Below are 18,251 nucleotides of genomic sequence, written 5' to 3' on the forward strand. Positions count from 1 at the left end.
CCGACCCTACTGAGGCGTCCGGCTCGCGTCGGCCAGCGCCCGGTGATCGGGATCGCCGGGAGGAAGGTCCAGCTGCCTCCCGAACCGCCGCGAGGCCAGCAGCGCGAGCAGCGCCGTGAGCGCCGCCAGCGCGGCGAGTACGGCCATCAGGCCCGCGAACCAGGGCGGGGCGGCGGTGATCCGCAGCGCCTGCGAGAGGCGTGAGGAGTGGAACCGCCCGTCGAACAACTGAAGGGCGGCCAGCGCGGCCGGCACCACCACGGACACGGCGAGCACGAACAGGCCGCCGTGCAGGATCAGCGCCGGTGCCAGCAGAACGCACAGGATCGAGACACCGAGTGCGAACCCGTAGGCGGTGCCGGAGGCTCCGTCACGGTGCAGCGGGAAGTACGACAGCCCGCACAGCACGAGCGCCGCCGCCGCGATCAGCCTCGGCCAGAGCGGGAGAGCGGTGCGCCGTGCCGTCGTACGCGGACGGCGTGGACGGCGCCGACGAACAGCCGGACGGTCGCCCGCGCGGTCTGGATCGCGCGGGTCCGCCGGGGTTCGTCCGGGCGACGGTTCGGACAACGGAGCGGCGGATCGATCCGCCGTCGGCCCCGAGGCCTGGGTGGATGCGCCCTGCTGCTCGGCTTGCTCGGTATCCTCCGCTTCCTCGGCCAGGCGGCCGATTAGCTGGACGAGTTCCTCGACGGGCCGGCCGGCCGCGGCCCGCACCGCCTCCTCGCCGCAGTGCGGCTCCAGCGGAGCCCGCTGCAACAGGGCCATGAGCCGGGTGACGTCCTCGACGGGCCGGTGTTCGGCGGCCGCGCGGATCGCCTCGTCGGCACAGTCGGGGTTGCGCGGCGGCCGGGTCAGCAGGGTCACCAGACGCGTGACGTCCTCCACGGAACGATCGACACCGACCGCTCGTAGGGCGTCGATGGTGGCCTGCGCGTACTTCGGTGACTGCTCCAGCAAGGTGATGAGCTGGAGGACCTCCTCGAGCGGCCGGTCGGCGACGGCGGCGTGCACCAGGCGGTGCATCGGGTCGACGTTCTCGCCCTCGGGATCGGTCTGGGCGGGACCCTCTTGCGACGGACGTGACGTCGGCGGCGATCCGTCGGCGGGCCCTCCGTCGGAGGGCGCGAGCGGATGGGCCGCGATGCCGTGAGGTATCTCGGGTTGGTCCGGGCTGGGCGAGAAAGAGCGGGTGGTCATGCTCGGCTCCATGAAGAGGGAGAACCTGCTATCGCCCCCCGAAGCGCGATGAACAAGCTGATCCCGTCCATTACTAGGCCGCCGCCAGGCCCCCCGCCACGCGAATACGCCACCCGTGTGACGCCGCCGCCCCGCCGCGCGTGCCCTCGCGGGGCTCACCCGCTCATCCGTTCGGTGGCCGTCTGCTCGCACGGCGCGCGGGCCGTGCGTCAGATGGGATCAGCGCGTTCCGGGGGCCGCGTGAGAAGCGGCGGGCGGCGGGTACGCGGGAAATCGTCGGAAAACGGATGGAGGAGAGCGTCGTGCCGCGAGGTTCCAGCGCGAAGCGTGAGCGGCAGTACGAGCACATCAAGGAAGGTGCCGAGGAGCGCGGGGTCTCCGAGGGCAGGGCGAAGGAGATCGCCGCGCGTACCGTGAACAAGGAGCGGGCCCGCGCCGGTGAGTCCGCGACCGCGAGCAGGACATCCACCCGGGACCGGAAGTCCGCCCCGCAGCGCGGCGGTGAGCGCTCCCACAGCGGAGCGCGGGGACCGACGAGGGACCAGCTGTACGCGGAGGCCAAGAAGCGTGGAATCGACGGCCGTTCGTCGATGAACAAGCAGCAACTGGCGAAGGCCCTCGGCCGCTGATCCGTCTGACCGACGCCCAACTCGAACCCAAGGAGAGTGACCCCGATGGCCACCGTGTCCCTGACCGGAGCCTCCAAGGAGGACGCCGCCACCGTTTTCGGCGTCCTGCGGACGGCGTTCCCCACCGACCGGCCCTCCGACGACGTGCCCCAGGAACAGCCGGGCGGCCGAACCGCCGTATGGACAGCGGAGTTCGAGCCCACGCAGGAGTGGATCCCGACCGACCCGATCCCTCTGGAGGGCTCGGTGTCCGCCACGCTGCAGGGTGGCTACGTCGCCGTGGACCAGCTTCGCGAGGCTCTGGACGTCACGTTCGCCGTGGACGAGCGGGGCACGGCGTCGGGTGACCAGGAGAAGGAGGTCGACCTGAGACTCACGACGAAGCGGTGACGGGAGGGGCGCCGGCAGTCAACTCCTCGCACACACACGGTGTTGTCAGGAGCTGTACGTGGAACGGGCCTGATTGACGGCCCGGAGAGACGCGCCGTACTCTCCCCCTGTAGTGATGGCATAAGGAAGCTGGTGGAATTCCAGCACGGTCGCGCCACTGTGAGCCCGCCGCCGCGAGGTGGAGGGCGAGTCAGACACTGAACCCTCACTCGCCCGTACACGCAAGGGACGCACGATCCCGAAGGAGGGCTCACCTTGAGCAGCAGCATTTCCACACCCCGTCCGGTGTCCACGCCGGTTGTCCTGCCGGTCTCGAAGTCGATCGTCTGGCTGGTCGGCACCGCGCTGATCGCGCTGGCCGTCTACTACTTCGTCGGTGTCGACCAGGGCGCCGTGTCGGTGTTCGGCAACGACACGCACGTCCACGAGTTCGTCCACGACGCCCGCCACTTCCTCGGTTTCCCCTGCCACTGACCCTCCGCCGGCACCTGGAAGTACGGACAACTCGACATGGAAAAGAAGCTCATACTGCGCGGCATACTCGCCGGCGCAGTCGCGGGCCTGCTCGCGTTCGTGTTCGCGCGCATCTTCGCCGAGCCACAGATCGCGAAGGCCATCGACTACGAGAGCGGCCGTGACGCCGCCCAGAACGCCCTGGACAAGGCGGCCGGCCTGCCCGTCGAGGGCCACGAACATGAACTGTTCAGCCGCACCATCCAGGCCAACGTCGGCATCGGCGCCGGCATGATCCTCTTCGGCATGGCGATGGGCGCCCTGTTCGCCGTCGCCTACGCCGTCTGCCTGGGCCGCACCGGCGCGCTGCGGGCCCGCAACCTGGCGCTCCTCGTCGCCGGTGGCGGCTTCCTCGGCATGTACCTGGTGCCGTTCCTGAAGTACCCGGCCAACCCGCCCGCGATCGGTCACGAAGAGACCATCCAGCAGCGCAGCGCCCTGTACTTGATCATGGTCGTCTGCTCCGTCGCCTTCCTCGCGGGAGCCGTCTACCTCGGCAAGCACCTGCAGGCCCGCTTCGGGAACTGGAACGCCTCTCTCCTGGCCGGCGCCGCGTTCGTCGTCGCGATCGGGATCGTCATGCTGCTTCTTCCGCAGCTGGGCCATCTCTCGTACAACAAGGCCAACTTCGGCAACCAGGCCACCGAGACACCGCTGCCGCTGAAGGACGACAAGGGCACCATCGTCTACCCGGGCTTCCCGGCCGACGTGCTGTTCACCTTCCGCTTCTACTCCGTGGGCGCGCAGCTCATCCTCTGGACGGCCCTCGGCCTGATCTTCGGCCCCTTGGCGGAACGTCTGCTGCAGCCCGCGCGTCCGGACGCCAACGCCCCCTCGCAGGAGCCGGATCCCGTCCCGGCGTAAGCGACGAGTTCTGCTACGACGAGCGCGGTGATCGATGCGATCACCGCGCTCGGTCCGTTCTCACGGTTTGCGGGCGACTCCGACGTACAGCGGGATCTCGTCGGTCTGACCGTCCTGTTCTTCGGGCTCGGGGTGCCAGAGCGCGGCGAGTGCTATGCCGGGGGCGACCAGCTCAAGTCCCTCGAAGAAGCTGGTGAATTCGGCGCGTGAGCGTACTTGGGCAGAGGTACCGCCCTTGCGGTAGACCTCGACGACGCGTTCCCAGGTCTCCGGATCGAAGTCTCCGGTCGCGTGGGAAAGGGCCACGTGGCTTCCGGGCGGCAGTGAGTCGAGCAGTTCGCCCACGATGCGACGGGGGTCGTCCTCATCCGCCACCAGGTGCAGGAGGGCCACCAAGAACAGGGCGATCGGTTGCTCGAAGTCCAGCTGTTCTCTCGCCGCCGCGAGGATCTTCTGCGGCTCGGCGCTGGGGCCTACGGGGGCACAGACCCCAGCGCCGGCTCCGCCCGCGCCAACTGCCGGTTGTCGTACGGGCGGAGTGCGCTACCTGTCGATGGCTAAGGCCGTACGGCACCGGGCCACCGGACAGGGGCTAAGCGGCCAACTCGCGCAGCGGTAGGCCGCGGAGCAGTTCCAGGACCTGGCCGGTGTCGTCGGCAATGAGGCACTGCTCGATACGGCGCAGACTGTGATCGACGGCGAGTTCACCCACGGCCGCGCGCTCGACCCACCGTCCTTTACCAAAGCGGCCGGACTCGGTCACGACAGGCTTGGCATCGTTGGGGATCTCAACCCGGTACGCATAGTTGGTGCCCTCGTGGTGTTTCCCAGTTTCTCTGGGACGTGATCGACGACGAGTAGGCCACCGACGGTTGCCTTAGAGGTCGTTTCATTCTGTTGTTTCATCCTTGGATGCGGCTTTGGTGTGCTGGTGTCGGGTCTCGCCAGGAGATGGTGTTCTCTCCGGTGAGGCGGCGGGTCATCAGGTCGGTCATGGCGAGGTGGATCATGGCTTCGGAGCGGTGCGGGTGGGTTTCGTAGTCGCGGGCCAGGCGTCGGTGCATCATCAGCCAGCCGTAGGTCCGTTCCACCGCCCAGCGTTTCGGGATCGGGGTGAATCCCCTGGTCCCGGGGGTGCGTTGGACGATTTGAAGGTCGATGCCGAGGGTAGCGGCGTGCTCGACGAAGTGCTTGCGGTAGCCGCCGTCGACCCAGACTTTGCCTAGGCCGGGGTGGTCGGCGGCGGCCTGTTCCAGGAGGGTGCGGCCGGCCGTGGAGTCCTGGACGCCCGCTGCCGTGACCAGGACTGCCAGCAGGAGGCCGAGGGTGTCGGTGATGATGCTGCGCTTGTGGCCTACGAGCTTCTTGCCCGCGTCGATGCCCTGACTCCGCGCGGGGACACTGGTGGAGGTCTTGACGCTCTGCGCGTCGATCACGCCGGCGGACGGGGCGGCACTGCGGCCTTCCTGCTGTCGTATCAACTCCCGCAGCAGGCCGTTGAGCTGGGCGAAGACACCGTCCTTCTGCCAGCTGGCGAAGTAGCCGTAGACACTCTGGTGCGGCGGGAAGTCGTGCGGGAGGTAGGCCCATTGGCAGCCGCTGCGGTCCACGTACAGGATCGCGTTCATGATCTCGCGCAGGTCGTGCCGTGGCGGCCGGCCGAAGTCCAGGGCCCGGCTGCGGCGCTCGAGGCGCCAGGCGGACAGCACCGGCTCGATCAATTCCCAGCGGGCGTCGGACAGGTCACTCGGATACGCGCGGCGGTCCGTCATGAACTGGGCATACCGCCGCCCGGGGGCGTGCGCCCAGGTGTGCATCCTGCCGTATCGAAGCACGGGACAGACCCGGGCGTCCTGGAATGAGACAGGCGTAAACAGACCTCCACCCCATCCGCCACACCACCAGACTCACCAGGAAGAACCCTCTCCGTGGACTCGCCAGCACCACACCGAGAGGCAGAACAAACCAACCTATAGCGCCGCACTCAAGGCGAAAACGACCTCTTAGAAGTCATCTCAATTGGCTCGGTAGGGTGTGGGCCGTGGTGGGGATCGTTGAACGGCTGGTGCCGGATGAGTTGTGGGAGTTGTTCCAGCGCGTGGTACCGGAGGCTCCTTCGTGGCCTCAGGGGGGTGGTCGGCGGCGGCACGGTGACCGTGAGGTGCTGGTGGCGATCTTGTTCGTAGCGACCTCGGGGTGCACGTGGCAGCAGTTGCCCGCCGCGTCATTCGGCCCGTCCGGGGCCACGGCCCACCGCCGGTTCGCCGAGTGGTCCAAGGCCAGGGTGTGGGCCAAGCTCCACCGCCTGGTCCTCGACGAGCTCGGCTTCCGGGGAGAGCCGGACTGGTCGAGGTGTGCGATCGACTCGGTGAACATGCGGGCCTTGAAAAGGGGGATCTGACAGGTCCGAATCCTGTCGACCGGGGCAAGTACGGGTCGAAGATCCATCTGATCACCGACCGGACCGGTCTGCCCATCTCCGTCGGCATCTCGGCGGCAAACCTGCACGACAGTCAGGCCCTGATCCCCCTGGTGAAGGGCATGCCCCCGATCTGCTCCCGCCGCGGCCGACGCCGACGCAAGCCCGGCAAGCTCCACGCCGACAAGGGCTACGACTACCGCCACCTGCGGCAATGGCTCTCAAGCCGAGGCATCCGACACCGCATCGCCCGCAAAGGAATTGAGTCCTCACAGCGACTCGGACGACACCGGTGGACCATCGAACGCACCATGTCCTGGCTCGCCGGCTGCCGACGACTCCACCGGCGCTATGAACGCAAAGCCGACCACTTCCTTGCCTTCACCAGCATCGCCTGCATCCTCATCTGCTACCGCAGACTCAAGACGGCTCCAGGCGTTGTGAAAGCTGCGCCATGATGGCCCGTGTGAGCGAAGAAGCTACGTTTGAGGCCGTGTCACGCCTGTACCAAGAGTTCATGGAGTTGCCCTTTCCTCCCAGATTGGGTGGCGCGGACCGTGCCGCCTTCGACCTGGTGATGCTGGACTCGGACACCGCAGCCTGCATTTTCATCTGGATCAAGAACGGCGGCGAGCTCGAAGCGCGGAACCGAAGCATTCTGCTTCGCTGCATCGACCGCCTAGACCGGGTCATACCTGTACTCAGCGAAGCGGACGACCCTGAGTACTGGCACCGCCTGCATGAGATGGCTCAACTTGTCGCGGATTCCCCACACGTAGCCGCCAAATGAGATGCCCTCTAACGCTCTGAATGACGGAGCGTCGTTGGAGAACCTCGACATCATCACCCTCAATCAGAAGGGAAACAAGTTCAAAATGTGCCCTAATTGTCAGACGTGGGTGCCGGGCACGGTCAGGAGTGTGCTCAGCGGATGAGCGGACTCGATAATGCTTCCCGGCATCAGAGATTGCGTGATGCATTCTCTGACGCAACCCGAATTGACCTAGGGCCGGCCTCTGTCGATCATGTGTCCGGGCTCTATGAAGAGGCTGGTTATGACGTAGGGGCGGAATTGCGTGGATTCTTCGAAGAGTATCGAGAGATGTCCATTTCGTGGATGTATCGCGAGATGGAAGTGGGTGTACAAATTAGCGCAGAAGAAGCCCTTTCCATCTACCCCGGTAACATTCGCGTATTTTCTCAGAGGGTAGGACGCCCCCTGGTCCCTGTTGGCTCTGCGTTCGCCACCGAAGAGGCGGTACTGATCGCGGGCGATGGGGACGTATTTCTCGCTGGTGATGCCGGAATGCAGTACGTCGGGAACGGATTTCTGCAATCCATGCAGGCCCTGATCTCTGAAACCTGGGACAAAACCTTCTTCTGAAGGGCGTGGTCTCAAATTCTGCATGAGGTTCCGCCGGTTTGATGGTGCGTCGCTTGTGCGTCTTTGAGTCGGCGTTACACGTCTTCCCTCGGGCAGGCGCGATGCGTGCTCGGATCTTGGACGGGGGCAGGGGAACGCCGAAGGGCACGGCCCGTCATGATCATGTGATTTCACTCGCAAGATCGTGAAGGCCGCGCCCTCGTGCCATCCTGTCCGAGCGTGCCCACCTCTCGTCAACTCGCCGATCAGCTCGGCGTCGAGGCTGAGGCGTTGTGCACGCCCGCGAAGTTCCCCTCGAGCCTGGAGGTGGTCGGCTCCGTGCCCGACCCCTGTCGTACGCGCGCATCCACGTTATGCAGACCTGCCGCCCGCGAGCTGTCCGGCATGGCGCCGGACCGGGTGGTGGCCGGACCTCTGATCAGCGTCTCCGACGGCACCTCCCGGGCCCGGTGACACCACCCCCCCCCAGGTCATGCCTTCGACAGGGGGACACAGTCATGCCGGGCCCGGAAGCCAGCGGCCCCATTGCGGAACCGCGGAAAACATAACGGAGGATGTCCACAATGATCTGGGCATGCCGGTCCGGGCTTCCACCACCAAGGTCGGCGCCATGCGAATCCCGGGTCGCACGGACCGCTCCTGGAGGACCTGGCGGATTTTTCTTCCCATGGCGGGAGGTGCGCACTAGTCATGCTGGGAGTCGGGTTTGTCCGCGAGTTCTTCGAGGTCCCGGTCGATCTTCCGGGGATCCATGAACTCACGCGCTCGGACGCCGGGGAATGGCAGGGGATCGCGGCCTTCGCCGTTACGTACCTCGCCGACTCGCCGGTGGTTGCTGAGTTCACCGAAACCGAGCAGTGCCTTCTGGGCTGTGGCGAGAATCTCGTAGGCTGCTCGTCATTGTTCACCGACGGATCGTGGGTCTGGCGCTGTGACCTCGGGCATTACGTAGGACGCCACGGCGTGACGTTGCCGTTGGAATTCGTCGAGCGGATGCGACTGTTCGACTGGAAGCCACCCGTGGATGTCGTAGATGGGTCGTTGGCGCGTCTGGCTGTGCAGACCGCCTGGCAGGTCGCCTGATGTGTTTCATCAACATGACGGGTCGGCACAGGGACATCAGCCGCTGCTGGAACTCGGCTGCGCGGTTCTGAGGAAAGGGACAAGTAAGTGACAGGCTCACGTGCGGAACGCCGTTCCGCCGGTACCGAGACCATGCTGGACGTGCTGCTGCGCTGGACATGGATCCGGCGTCGTACGCCTGCGCGGGACATCGCCGACTTCGACGGTGGGCAACCGCTGCGGGTCGTCGGGTTCACGCAGACCATCGGTGGGATGGTCAAGGTCTCGGTCGGCAAGGGCAAGCAGGTGGCGAGACTGAGGCAGGGGTATCTCCGGCTCGCCGCCGGTGAGGCGCCGGTCTGGAGCGATACGCGGGGCGGCCGGAGCGCGACCCTTCAGGCGCCGTTTTGGCTGAAGCCGGCGGGCGGGAAGGTGCGGCTCGCGCCGAAGTTCGAGCGGTACGAACTCGTCACGGGCGCGGGGACGTACGACCTCGCTGTGCCGAAGAGGGACGGGGAACTGATGCGGCACACGTTCGGTAGTGAGGCGGGGCTTCGGTGAGCGGCGGGTGAGTCGGTGCGGAGCTGGCGTGTCGGGGTCGAGGCAACACGCCGGCTCCGAGCGGCCGATCCAGGGTGCCCGCGACCGCCGGGTGAGTTGAGCGTGTCAATTGACCCGGGTGGTGGCCATGTTCCTGATGAAGCCGCTTCGCATGATCGGCCCGGCCCGGCTCGGGAAGCGGGTGCCCACTTCGCTGCAATCGCCTCGATCCGCGCCATCCTGTTCTGAGAGGCGTGTCGTGGCTGTCGGGCACGGTTCCGGTGTCGGAGCAGCACGATTGCGACCGCCCTGTCGGAGGGTGACATTGGTGTTCCGGCCGCCCGGAACACCCGTGGGTGTGGCCATGTGCGGCCACAGTGCGGCCGGACGCCTTTGGGCCGGGTAACACAGGGTGTCACGGCGGAACTGTTCGCATGTGCTCTGATCAGGCAGAACAGCACAGGGCGGCATGAGCCGGAATCAGCCGTCACGAACCCCCGTGTTCTCGTCATGCGCAGGTCTCGGGTTCGAATCCCGAAGGCGGCTCTGAGGTGAACCCCAGGTCGGGACTCTGACCTGGGGTTTCTTGTTTCGGTTGACCTTGGAATCTCGGCAAATCGGGCACTGTCTGTCTGTGCATCGTAATGCGTAGGTCGGAGATTTGGTTTCTGTGACGAGATCGACGATCCAACGCTCTGACCTGGCCATTTCCTTGCTTTCGGCGGACGGGTCATGCTGGTGCAAAGGGTCCGGGTGGACAAGCGGTGGACAGCCGTGCGTGACCCTCCATCAGGGGCTCTTGCGGCCCCTGGGCGATGGGCGAAATCCGCTGGTCTCCGATGGGGCGATGGGCGTCGTCGGGACTGTCCGGTCCGGACAGATGTCCCGCCCGGGTCAGGTCTGTCGATGATTGGCCGTGAGTGCAGGTATTGGCCCATCGGAGCAAGGGCATTGACTGCGCCGGTGCATGCGGGAGCGGCGTCCTGTTTCAGAGTGAGATCAGCCTTTCAGGTTCGGTGCTCTCCGCGCGCTGGGTCCCAAGACACGTGGTCCGGCAGGGCGCGGCGGAGCTCCCTGGTCATCTGCAAGTCGAAGTCCCGGGCCTCGTCCGTACGAAGGCTGCCCGGCCGGACGGCGGGTGTGGTGAGAACGCGGGCGGAATCCTCCCGATCGGCGGCCTGGTGGGGCAACTGGAGCTCGGCGCCGCTCAGTTCACGACTGTGCTGGTCGAACCTGAGCTCGTCGGGGGTGTCCACAGTCAGGCTGACTGCCGAAGGCGTCGCGCAGGAACCGCCCGCGTTTCTCGACGTTTGCGTACATCGCGATGCGCACACGGAAGTCCCGGAAGTCCAAACACGGGGTGATGTGCAGTGGATCGGCTGTCACCGTCGTGGTCCAGTCGTCGTCGAGGGTGAGTCTCATGGGGTGTGCCGCCTCATCCTCAGCGCCTTCACGGCACGGAAACGCAGCGTGTCGAACTCGGTCACCAGTTTCCGTAGTCGTCGACCATGGTGGCGATGAGGTCGAGCAGGGCGTCGGCCCGGTGCCGGTCCTCTTGTTGGTTGCGCAGGGCTTCATCGGCCGCCTGGAGGCGGGCAAGGGCTGTCGGTTCGCCGTCCACCAGGTCATCGACCAGCGGCGTGGTGACCAGGTCCAGACACTCGGTGAGCAGTCGACGGGTGGTGTCGGACGGCAGGTGGGGATCGGGGTCGGTTAGCCCGGGGGTCAAGTACCGGGCGGGGTCGGTCAGGCTCCAGCCGACGACTGCGCCCTGCTGGACAAGGAGCGCTACGTCTGGGGCGATGCCGATGCGGGCCTCCAGCGGCTCGTCGAGGACGTCGAGGTCGCGCAGACAGGTCAGCACGGCATCGCCGGGGGCACGGCACAGAACCGTGCACATTTCATGCCGGAAGTTCTTGACCTCGTCCGCACGGAGCCCGCCCGGGCGTACCGCGGGCATGACGGGAAGGCGGGCGGCGTCCTCGGCGGAGGCGGACTCCTCCGGCATCCGGAGTTCGGCCCCGACCAGTTGTCGGCCGCTCGGGTCGAAGCGGAACACGTCAGGGAGGTCCCAGAGCCAGTCCTGGCTGCCGAACGTGTCCGCGAGGAACTTTTCTCGTTCCACCCTGTCCGCATAAGGGGAAACGATCAAGAAAGTACCCAGGAGCCGGGGAACGAGGTGGAGTGGTTCGTCCGTCACGGTCGCCCACCAGCCGCCGTTGAACTTCAGTTTCGTCGTCATCACTGCCTCATCTGATCCGCACTGCCGGAGGCTGGAAGCCGCCGTCCTTGGCGGGAATCGTGCCCTTCACGATGGCCTCGTCAGTCACCGGCGCACCGGGGTCCGTGAGCTTGCCGCCGAGCGCGTTGGCCCCGGAGTGGCCCTTGATGCCCGACGGTCCGTACGCCGTGATGGCCTGGCCCTGGGTGTTGCCGGGGCCGTCGATCACCACGATGTCGTCGCCCTGTCTGAAGGTGAATGTCCCGGCCATGCCCGTCGAGTGGTAGACGGCGTCAGGGTTCTTCAGGATCTCGATGACCCGTTCGTCGGTGAAGGCGTGTCGGGTGTCCCCGTGGTAGTCGAAACGCTTCTTGAACTCCCCGTTGTTTGCCCTGTCGATGATGCCGTCCAGGATCTTGTCGATCCGCTTCTGGGCCCGCTCCTCCCTCGTGTATTTGGGCATGAGCCCCAGCGGGTCGCACCCGCTGTGCGGGTTGTCCACGGACGTGAGGGGGTCGGGGGAGGTGTAGCGGCCGGTCTCGGGGTCGTAGTGGCGGAAGCAGTTGTAGTGGAGGCCGGTCTCGGGGTCGTAGTACTGGCCGGGGAAACGCAGTGGGGTGTATGCGTGGGCGTCACGGGGCCAGGCCGTGGTGCCCCAGAGCGTGCTCCGGGTGCGCCAGGCGATGTCGCCCGTGTCGTCGATGAGTTCGGTCGGTGTGCCGACGAGGTCCGTGGCGATGGCGAAGAACCTGCGGTCGATCTCCTCCTGGCGGTCGTCGGCCGTGAGGATGCGCTCGGTCTGGGCCAGGGGGACGACGTCACGGTGGTCCCAGGTCAGGGCGACTGCGTGCGGGACGTCCGGCTGGTGGCTGGTCTGTTCGCACAGGGGCAGGCCGTCCCAGGTGAACCGGACCTCCTCGACCACGCTCTCGCCGTCGGCCGCCAGGCGTTGTTTCGCGGTGCGGCGGCCGAGCGGGTCGTAGCGGTATCTCCACCGGGTCCCGTCGGGGGCGGTCACGGAGGTGAGGCGGTTCTCCGTGTCCCATGTGTAGCGCCAGGTGTCCGGCTTGCGGGAGAGGCGGCTCTTCTGCCGCAGGACGACCCGGCCGAGGGCGTCGTGTTCGAAGCGGACGTCTCCGGCGCGGGTGAGGGTGGTGCCGGTGTAGGCGCGCGATCCGGTGGCCTCGCGGCCGGGGTGGCCGGAGGGCCAGGACGCCGAGGTCTGGTTGCCGGCGTCGTCGTAGGCGTACCGCTCCGTCCATCCCTGGGCGTGGACGGCGGTGACTCGGCCCACGCGGTCGAGATCGAAGGTGCGGGCGCCCGACAACCGGTCCACGACAGAGGTCAAGTGGCCGTCGGCGCGGTAGGAGTAGGCGCGGCTGTTGACGTCGCGGTCCCCGGCGGTGATCTGTTGCGTGGCGAGCCGTCCGGCTTCGTCCCAGGCCGAGGTCATGGTGATCGCGTCGCCGAAGACGCGGGCGAGCTCCCGGCCGGCGGCGTCGTGTGGCGCAGACCGCCCTGGCCGGACTCCCGTTCACCGCCAAGGAGTTGTTCACCGACATGGCGGTTGCCGTCGCGCCGGTGGCGCGAGGACTCGTCCGGGTTCGGGAGGCGGCCGCGGCGGCTCGGGAGATCATGACGGACCTGCCGATGGACGGCACAGGTGTCGCGACCCTGTCCGACCGCTGGAGATCGGTGACACGGCATCTGCTGGCGGGCGTCGGCTGCGAACTCGGGCAGATCGTCTTTCCGTACCTGGAGAAGTGCACGGAGCTGGAAAGGACGAAGATCCTCGAAACGGTCCGGAGTATCTTGAGACGGGCAGCCTCGGGGAGACCGGTCGCGCTCTGAACTGCCACCGCAACACCGTGTTGAACCGGCTCAACGCGTTCGAGAAGTACACGGGGCTCGATGTGCAGCGGCCTTATGACGCGGCTGCCGTGATCATTTCCCCGGAGTAGGGGTGAGGTCGGACTTGCCGAGCGTCACCTGAAGTTGCTGCGGCCAGCCCGCAAGAGGGAAGCCGAGCCGGCCGGGTCACACCTGTTCAAACCGCTGCGGCAGGTCATCGAGTCGATCAATCAGACCTTCAAGGGGCAGCTCAACCTGGAACGACACGGCGGCAAGAGCCCCGCAGGGGTGTCAAGCGATCACTCACGGCCTACGATCACTGACCGCAACGACACTCCTTGGGCTCATTCATCTAGGCCACCGGCAAAGGAGGGCAGCCGCAGGATTCGCGGTGCATGAAGGCGGGGTTGATGGTGACCTTGCGTGGCGGCAGCGTGGGGGTTGTGATGCGGGTCAGGGCCATGGAGACGGCCTGTTCGCCGATGGACAGGGCGGGTTGAGCCATGGCGGTCAGCCGGGGGTGGAAGAGGTCGGCCCATTCGAAGTCGTCGAACGACACGAGGGCCATGTCACCGGGGACCGTCAGACCGGCGTCGCGCAGGGCGCGCATGGCGCCGATCGTCATACGGTTGTTTCCGACGACCAGGGCTGTGGGCGGCTGCGGGAGCGAGAGGAGTCGTCCGATGGCCGCTTCCGCGCCCTCTTCGCTGGAGTCGCCGTCGGCTTCGTAGGAGAGCTCGGCTTCGATGCCGTTGCGGCGCAGGCCGAGTCGGTAGCCGTCGCGGCGCTCAAGGGTGGTGGTGAGGCCGCCGCGTCCGGTGATCATGGCGATGCGCGTGTGTCCGACGGATGCCAGATGGTCCACGAGGACCGCGGTGGGTTCGGTGTTGTCGACGGCGACCTGGTCAATGGCGGCGGGAACGAAGCGGTCGATGGCGATGACGGGGACGTCGACCTTGTCGGCGTACCGGATGGCCTGGGCCCCGTCGCCGGAGGCGGCCAGGATGATCGCGCTGACCCTGCGGCGCAGCAGCTCGCTGACCGCCTTGATCTCCGTGTCGGCCTCGTCGTGGGTGTCCGCCAGCAGCACCGAGTACCCGGCCGCCGAGGCGTCCCGGTCGATGCCGTGGACGACGTTGCTGAAGTAGGGGTTGGACAGGGCGGACATGGCCAGACCAATGGTCCCGTAGCCCGTGCTGTCCAGGGCGCGGGCGACCGGGTCGGGAACGTAACCGGTCTCGGCGACGGCGTTCAGCACCGTGCGTACCGTCGCCGGGGCGACCGGCCGGGTCTTGTTGAGCACGTGCGACACCGTCGATACGGATACGCCCGCCCGACGGGCCACATCGGACATGGTGGGTGTCTGCCGGGGTGCTCTGCCTGCCATGCCCGGATCCTATCCAAGCTCGCCGAGCACGAGATCGGCCCGCGGGACGGTGCCGCGGATGAGGGAACTGGTCTCCTCGTCGACTCCGAGGGTCTTCTCGCGTGCCGCCTCAGGGGTGAAGCCGTAGCTGATGTAGCGGCGGATGAGCCGGTCGCGCCGGGGCTCCGGTAGGGCGTCCAGGAACCAGCTCTCGTCCAGCAGGTTCTTGATCCGAAGCCAGGGGTCCTGCGTGGCCAGCAGGAAGTTGCCGTCGACGACGACCAGCCGGTGGCGCGGCGCGACCTCGATCGCGCCCGCCACGGCGTCCTCCAGGTCGCGGTCGAATTCCGGCCACCACACGGTGTTCGTGGTCTCCTCGCGCGTACGGCGAAGGAGGGCCAGGAAGCCGTCGGCGTCGAAGGTGTCGATCGTGCCCTTCCTGGCCGACTGGCCCCGGGCCTCGATGACCTTGTGGGCGAGATGGAATCCGTCCATGGACACCGCCACCGCCAGCCCAGGCTGTTCCTTCTCCAGCCGGGCCAGAAGCTGTTCGGCGAACGTGGACTTGCCGGCGCCGGGCTCTCCGACGATGCCGAGCAACGCCCGGCCGTCCCGGGCCAGATGGAGGGCCCGTTCGGTGAGGGCGTCCAGGGAGGGATTGCCGTAGAGCGGGCTGCTGTTCGGGCCGGTTTCACCGTCGGTGCGGTTGCTGCCGGTGAGCGTCATTCGGGGGACTCCGACGGGTGGGGGGAGGCGGGCTTCTCGTCGGGCATGTGCTGGGTCGTGCTCTCCAGGAGTGTGCCGTCGGCTTCCATCCGCAGGGCGCCGGTCATCAGACCCACGACTTCGGTCATCGTGCACGTCTTGGGCGAGACCACGGCGACGCGCCTGCCCAGGCGGTGCACGTGGATGCGGTCGGCGATCTCGAAGACCTGCGGCATGTCGTGGCTGATGAGGACGACGGGGACGCCTCGGTCGCGGATCCGCGCGATGAGGTCCAGGACCTGACGGGACTCCCGTACGCCCAGGGCCGCGGTCGGCTCGTCCATGATGATCAGCCGGGTGCCGAACATGGCCGCCCTGGCCACCGCCACGGCCTGGCGCTGGCCGCCGGACAGGGTGCCGACGAGCTGGGTGATGTCCTGGATGGTGGCGATGCCGAGCCGGTCGAGCTGTTCGGCGGCCTGGGTGCGCATCTTCTTGTGGTCGAGCATGCGCAGCCCCGAGCCCAGGAAGCCCTCACGGCGCAGCGGCCGGCCCAGGAAGAGATTCGTGGCGATGTCCATCTGCGGGGCGACGGCGAGGGTCTGGTAGACGGTCTCGATGCCTGCCGCGCGTGCGTCGCGCGGCCCGTGGAAGTGGACCGGCCGGCCGTCCAGTTCGACGGTTCCCGCGTCCGGGACGAGGGCCCCGGTGAGAGCCTTGATCAGGCTCGACTTGCCCGCGCCGTTGTCCCCGACGACGGCGAGGACCTCACCGGCGCGGATCTCGAAGTCGGACTCGTTGATGGCCACGACATTGCCGTAGCGCTTGACCAGTCCGCTCGCGCGCAGCACCACGTCGGCGGTGTGCGGCGCGGGCAGGGACGCGGTGTCTGATCGGGGCTGGTTCATGCTGCCCTCCTGCGGACGACACGGTCGACCGCGACGGCGACGATGACGAGGATGCCGGTGGCGACCTGCTGGTACAGGCTGTCGATGCCGGCCTGGGTCAACCCGTTGGCCAGGACCGTCACTACCAGGGCACCCAGGACGGTGCCGGGGATGCCGCCGCGCCCGCCGAAGAGACTGGTACCGCCGATCACCACGGCGGTGATGCTGTCCAGGTTGCCGGTCTGGAAGGCGTTCGGGTCGGCGTTGGGGATACGGCCCAGTGCCTGCCAGGCGGCGATCGCGTAGACGAACCCGGCCAGCACGTACACGCTCAGCAGGGTGCGCCGGGTGTTGATGCCGGTCAGCCGGGCCGCTTCCTCGTCGTCGCCCACGGCGTAGACGTTGCGGCCCCAGGAGGTCTGGGTGAGCAGGAACCACAGACCCACGGCCAGGATGAGCGCCACGCCCATGCCGTAGGTGACCTCGATCTGCCCGAACAGGTAGGACTGCTTGCCCAGGAAGGTCAGCACGCCGGACGGTACGGCGAAGCTCTCGCCGTTGGCGTACAGCTGGCCGGTCGCGGTCAGCACGCTGAGCACGCCGAGGGTGACGATGAAGGGAGGCAGCCGCAGCCGGGTCACCAGCGCACCCGACACGGCACCGATGGCCGTGCACAACAGGACGCCGACGAGGAGCGCCAGGCCACCGGGGAGGGCGTGCTCGCCGAGCCTGGCGATGACGAGGGTGCCCAGAACCATGATGGCCGCGTTGGCCAGGTCGATGCCCGCGGTCAGGATGATCAGGGTCTGGCCGAGGGCGAGCGTGCCGACGACCAGGAACTGCTCCACGATCAGCGACGCGTTGTCGAGGTTGAAGAACGTGTCGGTGCTCAGCGCGAACACGATCACGGCGATGACCAGCGCGGCCAGCGGGCCCGCCGCCGTGTTGCCGAGGAGCCGCGCGAGAAGGGACTTGGCCGAGGGCCGGACGGGACCGGCCTCGGGCGTCGTGGGGGAGGTGTGCGTGGTGGTCACGGATCAGCCCCAGCAGTTCTTCAGACCCCAGGCGGTGTCCTTGGAGTCCAGTCCGGCCACGGGCTTGTCGGTGATCAGCTGGGATCCGGTGTCGATGAACCCGGTGGGCTTCTTGTTGGTCTTGGCGTAGTCCACGACGGCGTCGACGCCGTCCTGCGCCATCTTCTTCGGGAACTGCATGACGGTCGCGGCGAACTTGCCGCTCTTGACGTTGGCCACGCCCGTGCACGAGCCGTCGATCGAACCGATGACGACACCCGTCTTGCCGCTCAGCGCCTGCGCCGCACCGGCGGCGGCGGGCTCGTTGATCGTGTAGACGGCGTTGATCCCGTGATCGCGCTGGTACAGGTTCTCCATCGCGGTCTGCGCCTTGGTCTGGTCGCCGTTGGTGACGGCGGTGCCCTTGATCTCCGAAGAGCTGCCGGTGATCCCGAAGCCCTCCAGGAAGCCCTTGTGGCGCAGGTCGTCCACGCTGGATCCGGGCGTGCCGTCGAGCAGCACGACGGCGGGTGTCTTGCTCCCGAGCGCGCCCTTGACGTACTTGCCCTGCTTGACGCCCGCGGCCTCGTTGTCCGTGGCGAACGTGGCGTCCACGGCACTGGCCGGATCGGTCGCGGTGTCCAGCGCGATGACGAGGACGCCCTTGGCCCGGGCGGCCTTGATGGCGTTGAGTACGCCGGTCGAGCTGCTCGGCGTGATGAGGATGCCCTTGACGCCCTGGGTGACCAGGTTGTTGATCGCGTCGACCTGGCCCTGGTTGTCACCGTCGAACTTGCCCGCCAGGGCGATGAGCTTGGCCCCCTTCGCGTCCGCCTCGGCCTGCGCCGATTCGCGCAGCTTGACGAAGTAGGGGTTGCTGTTGGTCTTGGTCACCAGCCCGATGGAGACCTTGCCACCGGAAGAGGCGCTGGCGTCCGACCCACCGCTCTTGGTCGACGAGCAGCCGGCGACCAGCAGGGCCGCTCCCGTCACGGCGATGACAGGCACTGTGGAGGGGAAACGCAGATGTCCCATGATCTGCTCCTTTCGGCCGTGCAGGTCGCCGTCGACCTGCGGGCTGTCGCACAACCTAGCTGGCCGAAACGCGCCTGCATAGTCATTGCGCAAAGCTTTGCGGAGACGCTTTTTGGGTCTTTTGTGAATCTTGTCGTGATTCTACGGCCATCAGTCGGTGGGAGCAGGAGTT

22 protein-coding genes, 2 pseudogenes and 1 riboswitch are annotated in these 18,251 nt (G+C 67.3%); of the genes and pseudogenes, 13 read left to right on the plus strand and 11 right to left on the minus strand.

Annotated features, from left to right (window positions below):
• Positions 1-6: 6 nt before the first annotated feature.
• Positions 7-1,200 (minus strand): hypothetical protein, encoded by a 1,194-nt coding sequence (locus OG588_RS48205; RefSeq protein WP_405952857.1) that lies wholly within the window; start codon positions 1,198-1,200, stop codon positions 7-9.
• 302 nt (positions 1,201-1,502) lie between these two features.
• Here OG588_RS48205 and OG588_RS48210 point away from each other — a divergent pair, with 302 nt between their 5' ends.
• The 4 genes from OG588_RS48210 (at position 1,503) to OG588_RS48225 (ending at position 3,596) form a co-directional block, all read left to right on the plus strand.
• Positions 1,503-1,829 carry a plasmid stabilization protein gene (locus OG588_RS48210; RefSeq protein ID WP_405952858.1) on the plus strand — a complete coding sequence of 109 codons (327 nt, stop codon included), beginning with the start codon at positions 1,503-1,505 and terminating at the stop codon, positions 1,827-1,829.
• 45 nt (positions 1,830-1,874) lie between these two features.
• On the plus strand, positions 1,875-2,219 hold the full coding sequence (locus OG588_RS48215) for a hypothetical protein (protein ID WP_405952859.1): 345 nt from the start codon (positions 1,875-1,877) through the stop codon (positions 2,217-2,219).
• A 124-nt stretch (positions 2,220-2,343) separates the two neighbouring features.
• Positions 2,344-2,417, plus strand: a riboswitch (cobalamin riboswitch).
• 123 nt (positions 2,418-2,540) lie between these two features.
• The gene (locus tag OG588_RS48220; protein ID WP_245607520.1) at positions 2,541-2,693 is read left to right on the plus strand and encodes a CbtB-domain containing protein; all 153 of its coding nucleotides are present in this window, start codon (positions 2,541-2,543) and stop codon (positions 2,691-2,693) included.
• Positions 2,694-2,729: 36 nt separating this feature from the next.
• Entirely contained in the window at positions 2,730-3,596 is an 867-nt protein-coding gene (locus OG588_RS48225) for a CbtA family protein (RefSeq protein ID WP_405952860.1), read from the plus strand.
• Between the two features lie 60 nt (positions 3,597-3,656).
• Here OG588_RS48225 and OG588_RS48230 read toward each other — a convergent pair whose 3' ends face one another.
• The 3 genes from OG588_RS48230 to OG588_RS48240 form a co-directional block, all read right to left on the minus strand.
• Positions 3,657-4,046: an SAM-dependent methyltransferase gene (locus OG588_RS48230; RefSeq protein ID WP_405953401.1), complete on the minus strand. Its 390-nt coding sequence runs from the start codon at positions 4,044-4,046 to the stop codon at positions 3,657-3,659.
• Between the two features lie 142 nt (positions 4,047-4,188).
• Complete coding sequence (locus OG588_RS48235) at positions 4,189-4,359, minus strand: hypothetical protein (protein ID WP_405952861.1); 171 nt, start codon at positions 4,357-4,359, stop codon at positions 4,189-4,191.
• A gap of 139 nt (positions 4,360-4,498) precedes the next feature.
• Positions 4,499-5,368 (minus strand): IS5 family transposase, encoded by an 870-nt coding sequence (locus tag OG588_RS48240; protein WP_405952862.1) that lies wholly within the window; start codon positions 5,366-5,368, stop codon positions 4,499-4,501.
• 278 nt (positions 5,369-5,646) lie between these two features.
• On the opposite strand from OG588_RS48240, the gene OG588_RS48245 reads away from it, so the two are divergent.
• The 6 genes from OG588_RS48245 (at position 5,647) to OG588_RS48270 (ending at position 9,022) form a co-directional block, all read left to right on the plus strand.
• Positions 5,647-6,473, plus strand: a protein-coding gene (locus OG588_RS48245; RefSeq protein ID WP_405953402.1) for an IS5 family transposase whose coding sequence is annotated in 2 segments (ribosomal slippage) — positions 5,647-5,986 and positions 5,986-6,473 — 828 coding nt in all. Because the reading frame shifts where the segments join, the coding sequence is not laid out codon by codon here.
• A gap of 8 nt (positions 6,474-6,481) precedes the next feature.
• A complete protein-coding gene (locus tag OG588_RS48250; RefSeq protein ID WP_405952863.1) occupies positions 6,482-6,805 on the plus strand; it encodes a hypothetical protein in 324 nt (107 codons plus the stop codon).
• Between the two features lie 141 nt (positions 6,806-6,946).
• Positions 6,947-7,399, plus strand: a complete 453-nt coding sequence (locus OG588_RS48255; RefSeq protein WP_078623254.1) for an SUKH-3 domain-containing protein — start codon at positions 6,947-6,949, stop codon at positions 7,397-7,399.
• 219 nt (positions 7,400-7,618) lie between these two features.
• Positions 7,619-7,852: a hypothetical protein gene (locus tag OG588_RS48260; protein ID WP_405952864.1), complete on the plus strand. Its 234-nt coding sequence runs from the start codon at positions 7,619-7,621 to the stop codon at positions 7,850-7,852.
• Between the two features lie 237 nt (positions 7,853-8,089).
• Positions 8,090-8,482 (plus strand): hypothetical protein, encoded by a 393-nt coding sequence (locus OG588_RS48265; protein ID WP_405952865.1) that lies wholly within the window; start codon positions 8,090-8,092, stop codon positions 8,480-8,482.
• An 87-nt stretch (positions 8,483-8,569) separates the two neighbouring features.
• Positions 8,570-9,022: a hypothetical protein gene (locus OG588_RS48270; RefSeq protein WP_405952866.1), complete on the plus strand. Its 453-nt coding sequence runs from the start codon at positions 8,570-8,572 to the stop codon at positions 9,020-9,022.
• Positions 9,023-10,484: 1,462 nt separating this feature from the next.
• Here the strand turns inward: OG588_RS48270 and OG588_RS48275 are convergent.
• On the minus strand, positions 10,485-11,243 hold the full coding sequence (locus OG588_RS48275) for a hypothetical protein (RefSeq protein ID WP_405952867.1): 759 nt from the start codon (positions 11,241-11,243) through the stop codon (positions 10,485-10,487).
• A gap of 7 nt (positions 11,244-11,250) precedes the next feature.
• Positions 11,251-12,726, minus strand: a pseudogene (locus tag OG588_RS48280) (RHS repeat domain-containing protein); the annotation flags it as partial.
• Here OG588_RS48280 and OG588_RS48285 point away from each other — a divergent pair.
• From OG588_RS48285 to OG588_RS48295, 3 genes and pseudogenes are all read left to right on the plus strand, one after another.
• Positions 12,726-13,073, plus strand: a complete 348-nt coding sequence (locus OG588_RS48285) for a hypothetical protein (protein WP_405952868.1) — start codon at positions 12,726-12,728, stop codon at positions 13,071-13,073. The pseudogene OG588_RS48280 and the gene OG588_RS48285 overlap by 1 nt on opposite strands.
• A 17-nt stretch (positions 13,074-13,090) precedes the next feature.
• Positions 13,091-13,183, plus strand: a complete 93-nt coding sequence (locus OG588_RS48290) for a hypothetical protein (protein WP_405952869.1) — start codon at positions 13,091-13,093, stop codon at positions 13,181-13,183.
• Between the two features lie 4 nt (positions 13,184-13,187).
• Positions 13,188-13,367: pseudogene (locus tag OG588_RS48295) on the plus strand (IS982 family transposase); the annotation flags it as partial.
• A 58-nt stretch (positions 13,368-13,425) separates the two neighbouring features.
• Here the strand turns inward: OG588_RS48295 and OG588_RS48300 are convergent.
• From OG588_RS48300 to OG588_RS48320, 5 genes are read right to left on the minus strand one after another with little or no spacing between them, the layout of a single operon-like run.
• Entirely contained in the window at positions 13,426-14,460 is a 1,035-nt protein-coding gene (locus tag OG588_RS48300; RefSeq protein WP_405952870.1) for a LacI family DNA-binding transcriptional regulator, read from the minus strand.
• A 9-nt stretch (positions 14,461-14,469) separates the two neighbouring features.
• Positions 14,470-15,165: a nucleoside/nucleotide kinase family protein gene (locus tag OG588_RS48305; protein ID WP_405952871.1), complete on the minus strand. Its 696-nt coding sequence runs from the start codon at positions 15,163-15,165 to the stop codon at positions 14,470-14,472.
• Complete coding sequence (locus OG588_RS48310; protein ID WP_405952872.1) at positions 15,162-16,052, minus strand: ATP-binding cassette domain-containing protein; 891 nt, start codon at positions 16,050-16,052, stop codon at positions 15,162-15,164. The genes OG588_RS48305 and OG588_RS48310 overlap by 4 nt, the downstream gene beginning before the upstream one ends.
• Positions 16,049-17,065 (minus strand): ABC transporter permease, encoded by a 1,017-nt coding sequence (locus OG588_RS48315; RefSeq protein WP_405952873.1) that lies wholly within the window; start codon positions 17,063-17,065, stop codon positions 16,049-16,051. The genes OG588_RS48310 and OG588_RS48315 overlap by 4 nt, the downstream gene beginning before the upstream one ends.
• A gap of 3 nt (positions 17,066-17,068) precedes the next feature.
• Positions 17,069-18,079, minus strand: a complete 1,011-nt coding sequence (locus tag OG588_RS48320) for a substrate-binding domain-containing protein (RefSeq protein WP_405952874.1) — start codon at positions 18,077-18,079, stop codon at positions 17,069-17,071.
• Positions 18,080-18,251 lie beyond the last annotated feature (172 nt).

The organism is Streptomyces prunicolor, assembly GCF_045162825.1.
Classification (GTDB): domain Bacteria; phylum Actinomycetota; class Actinomycetes; order Streptomycetales; family Streptomycetaceae; genus Streptomyces; species Streptomyces prunicolor.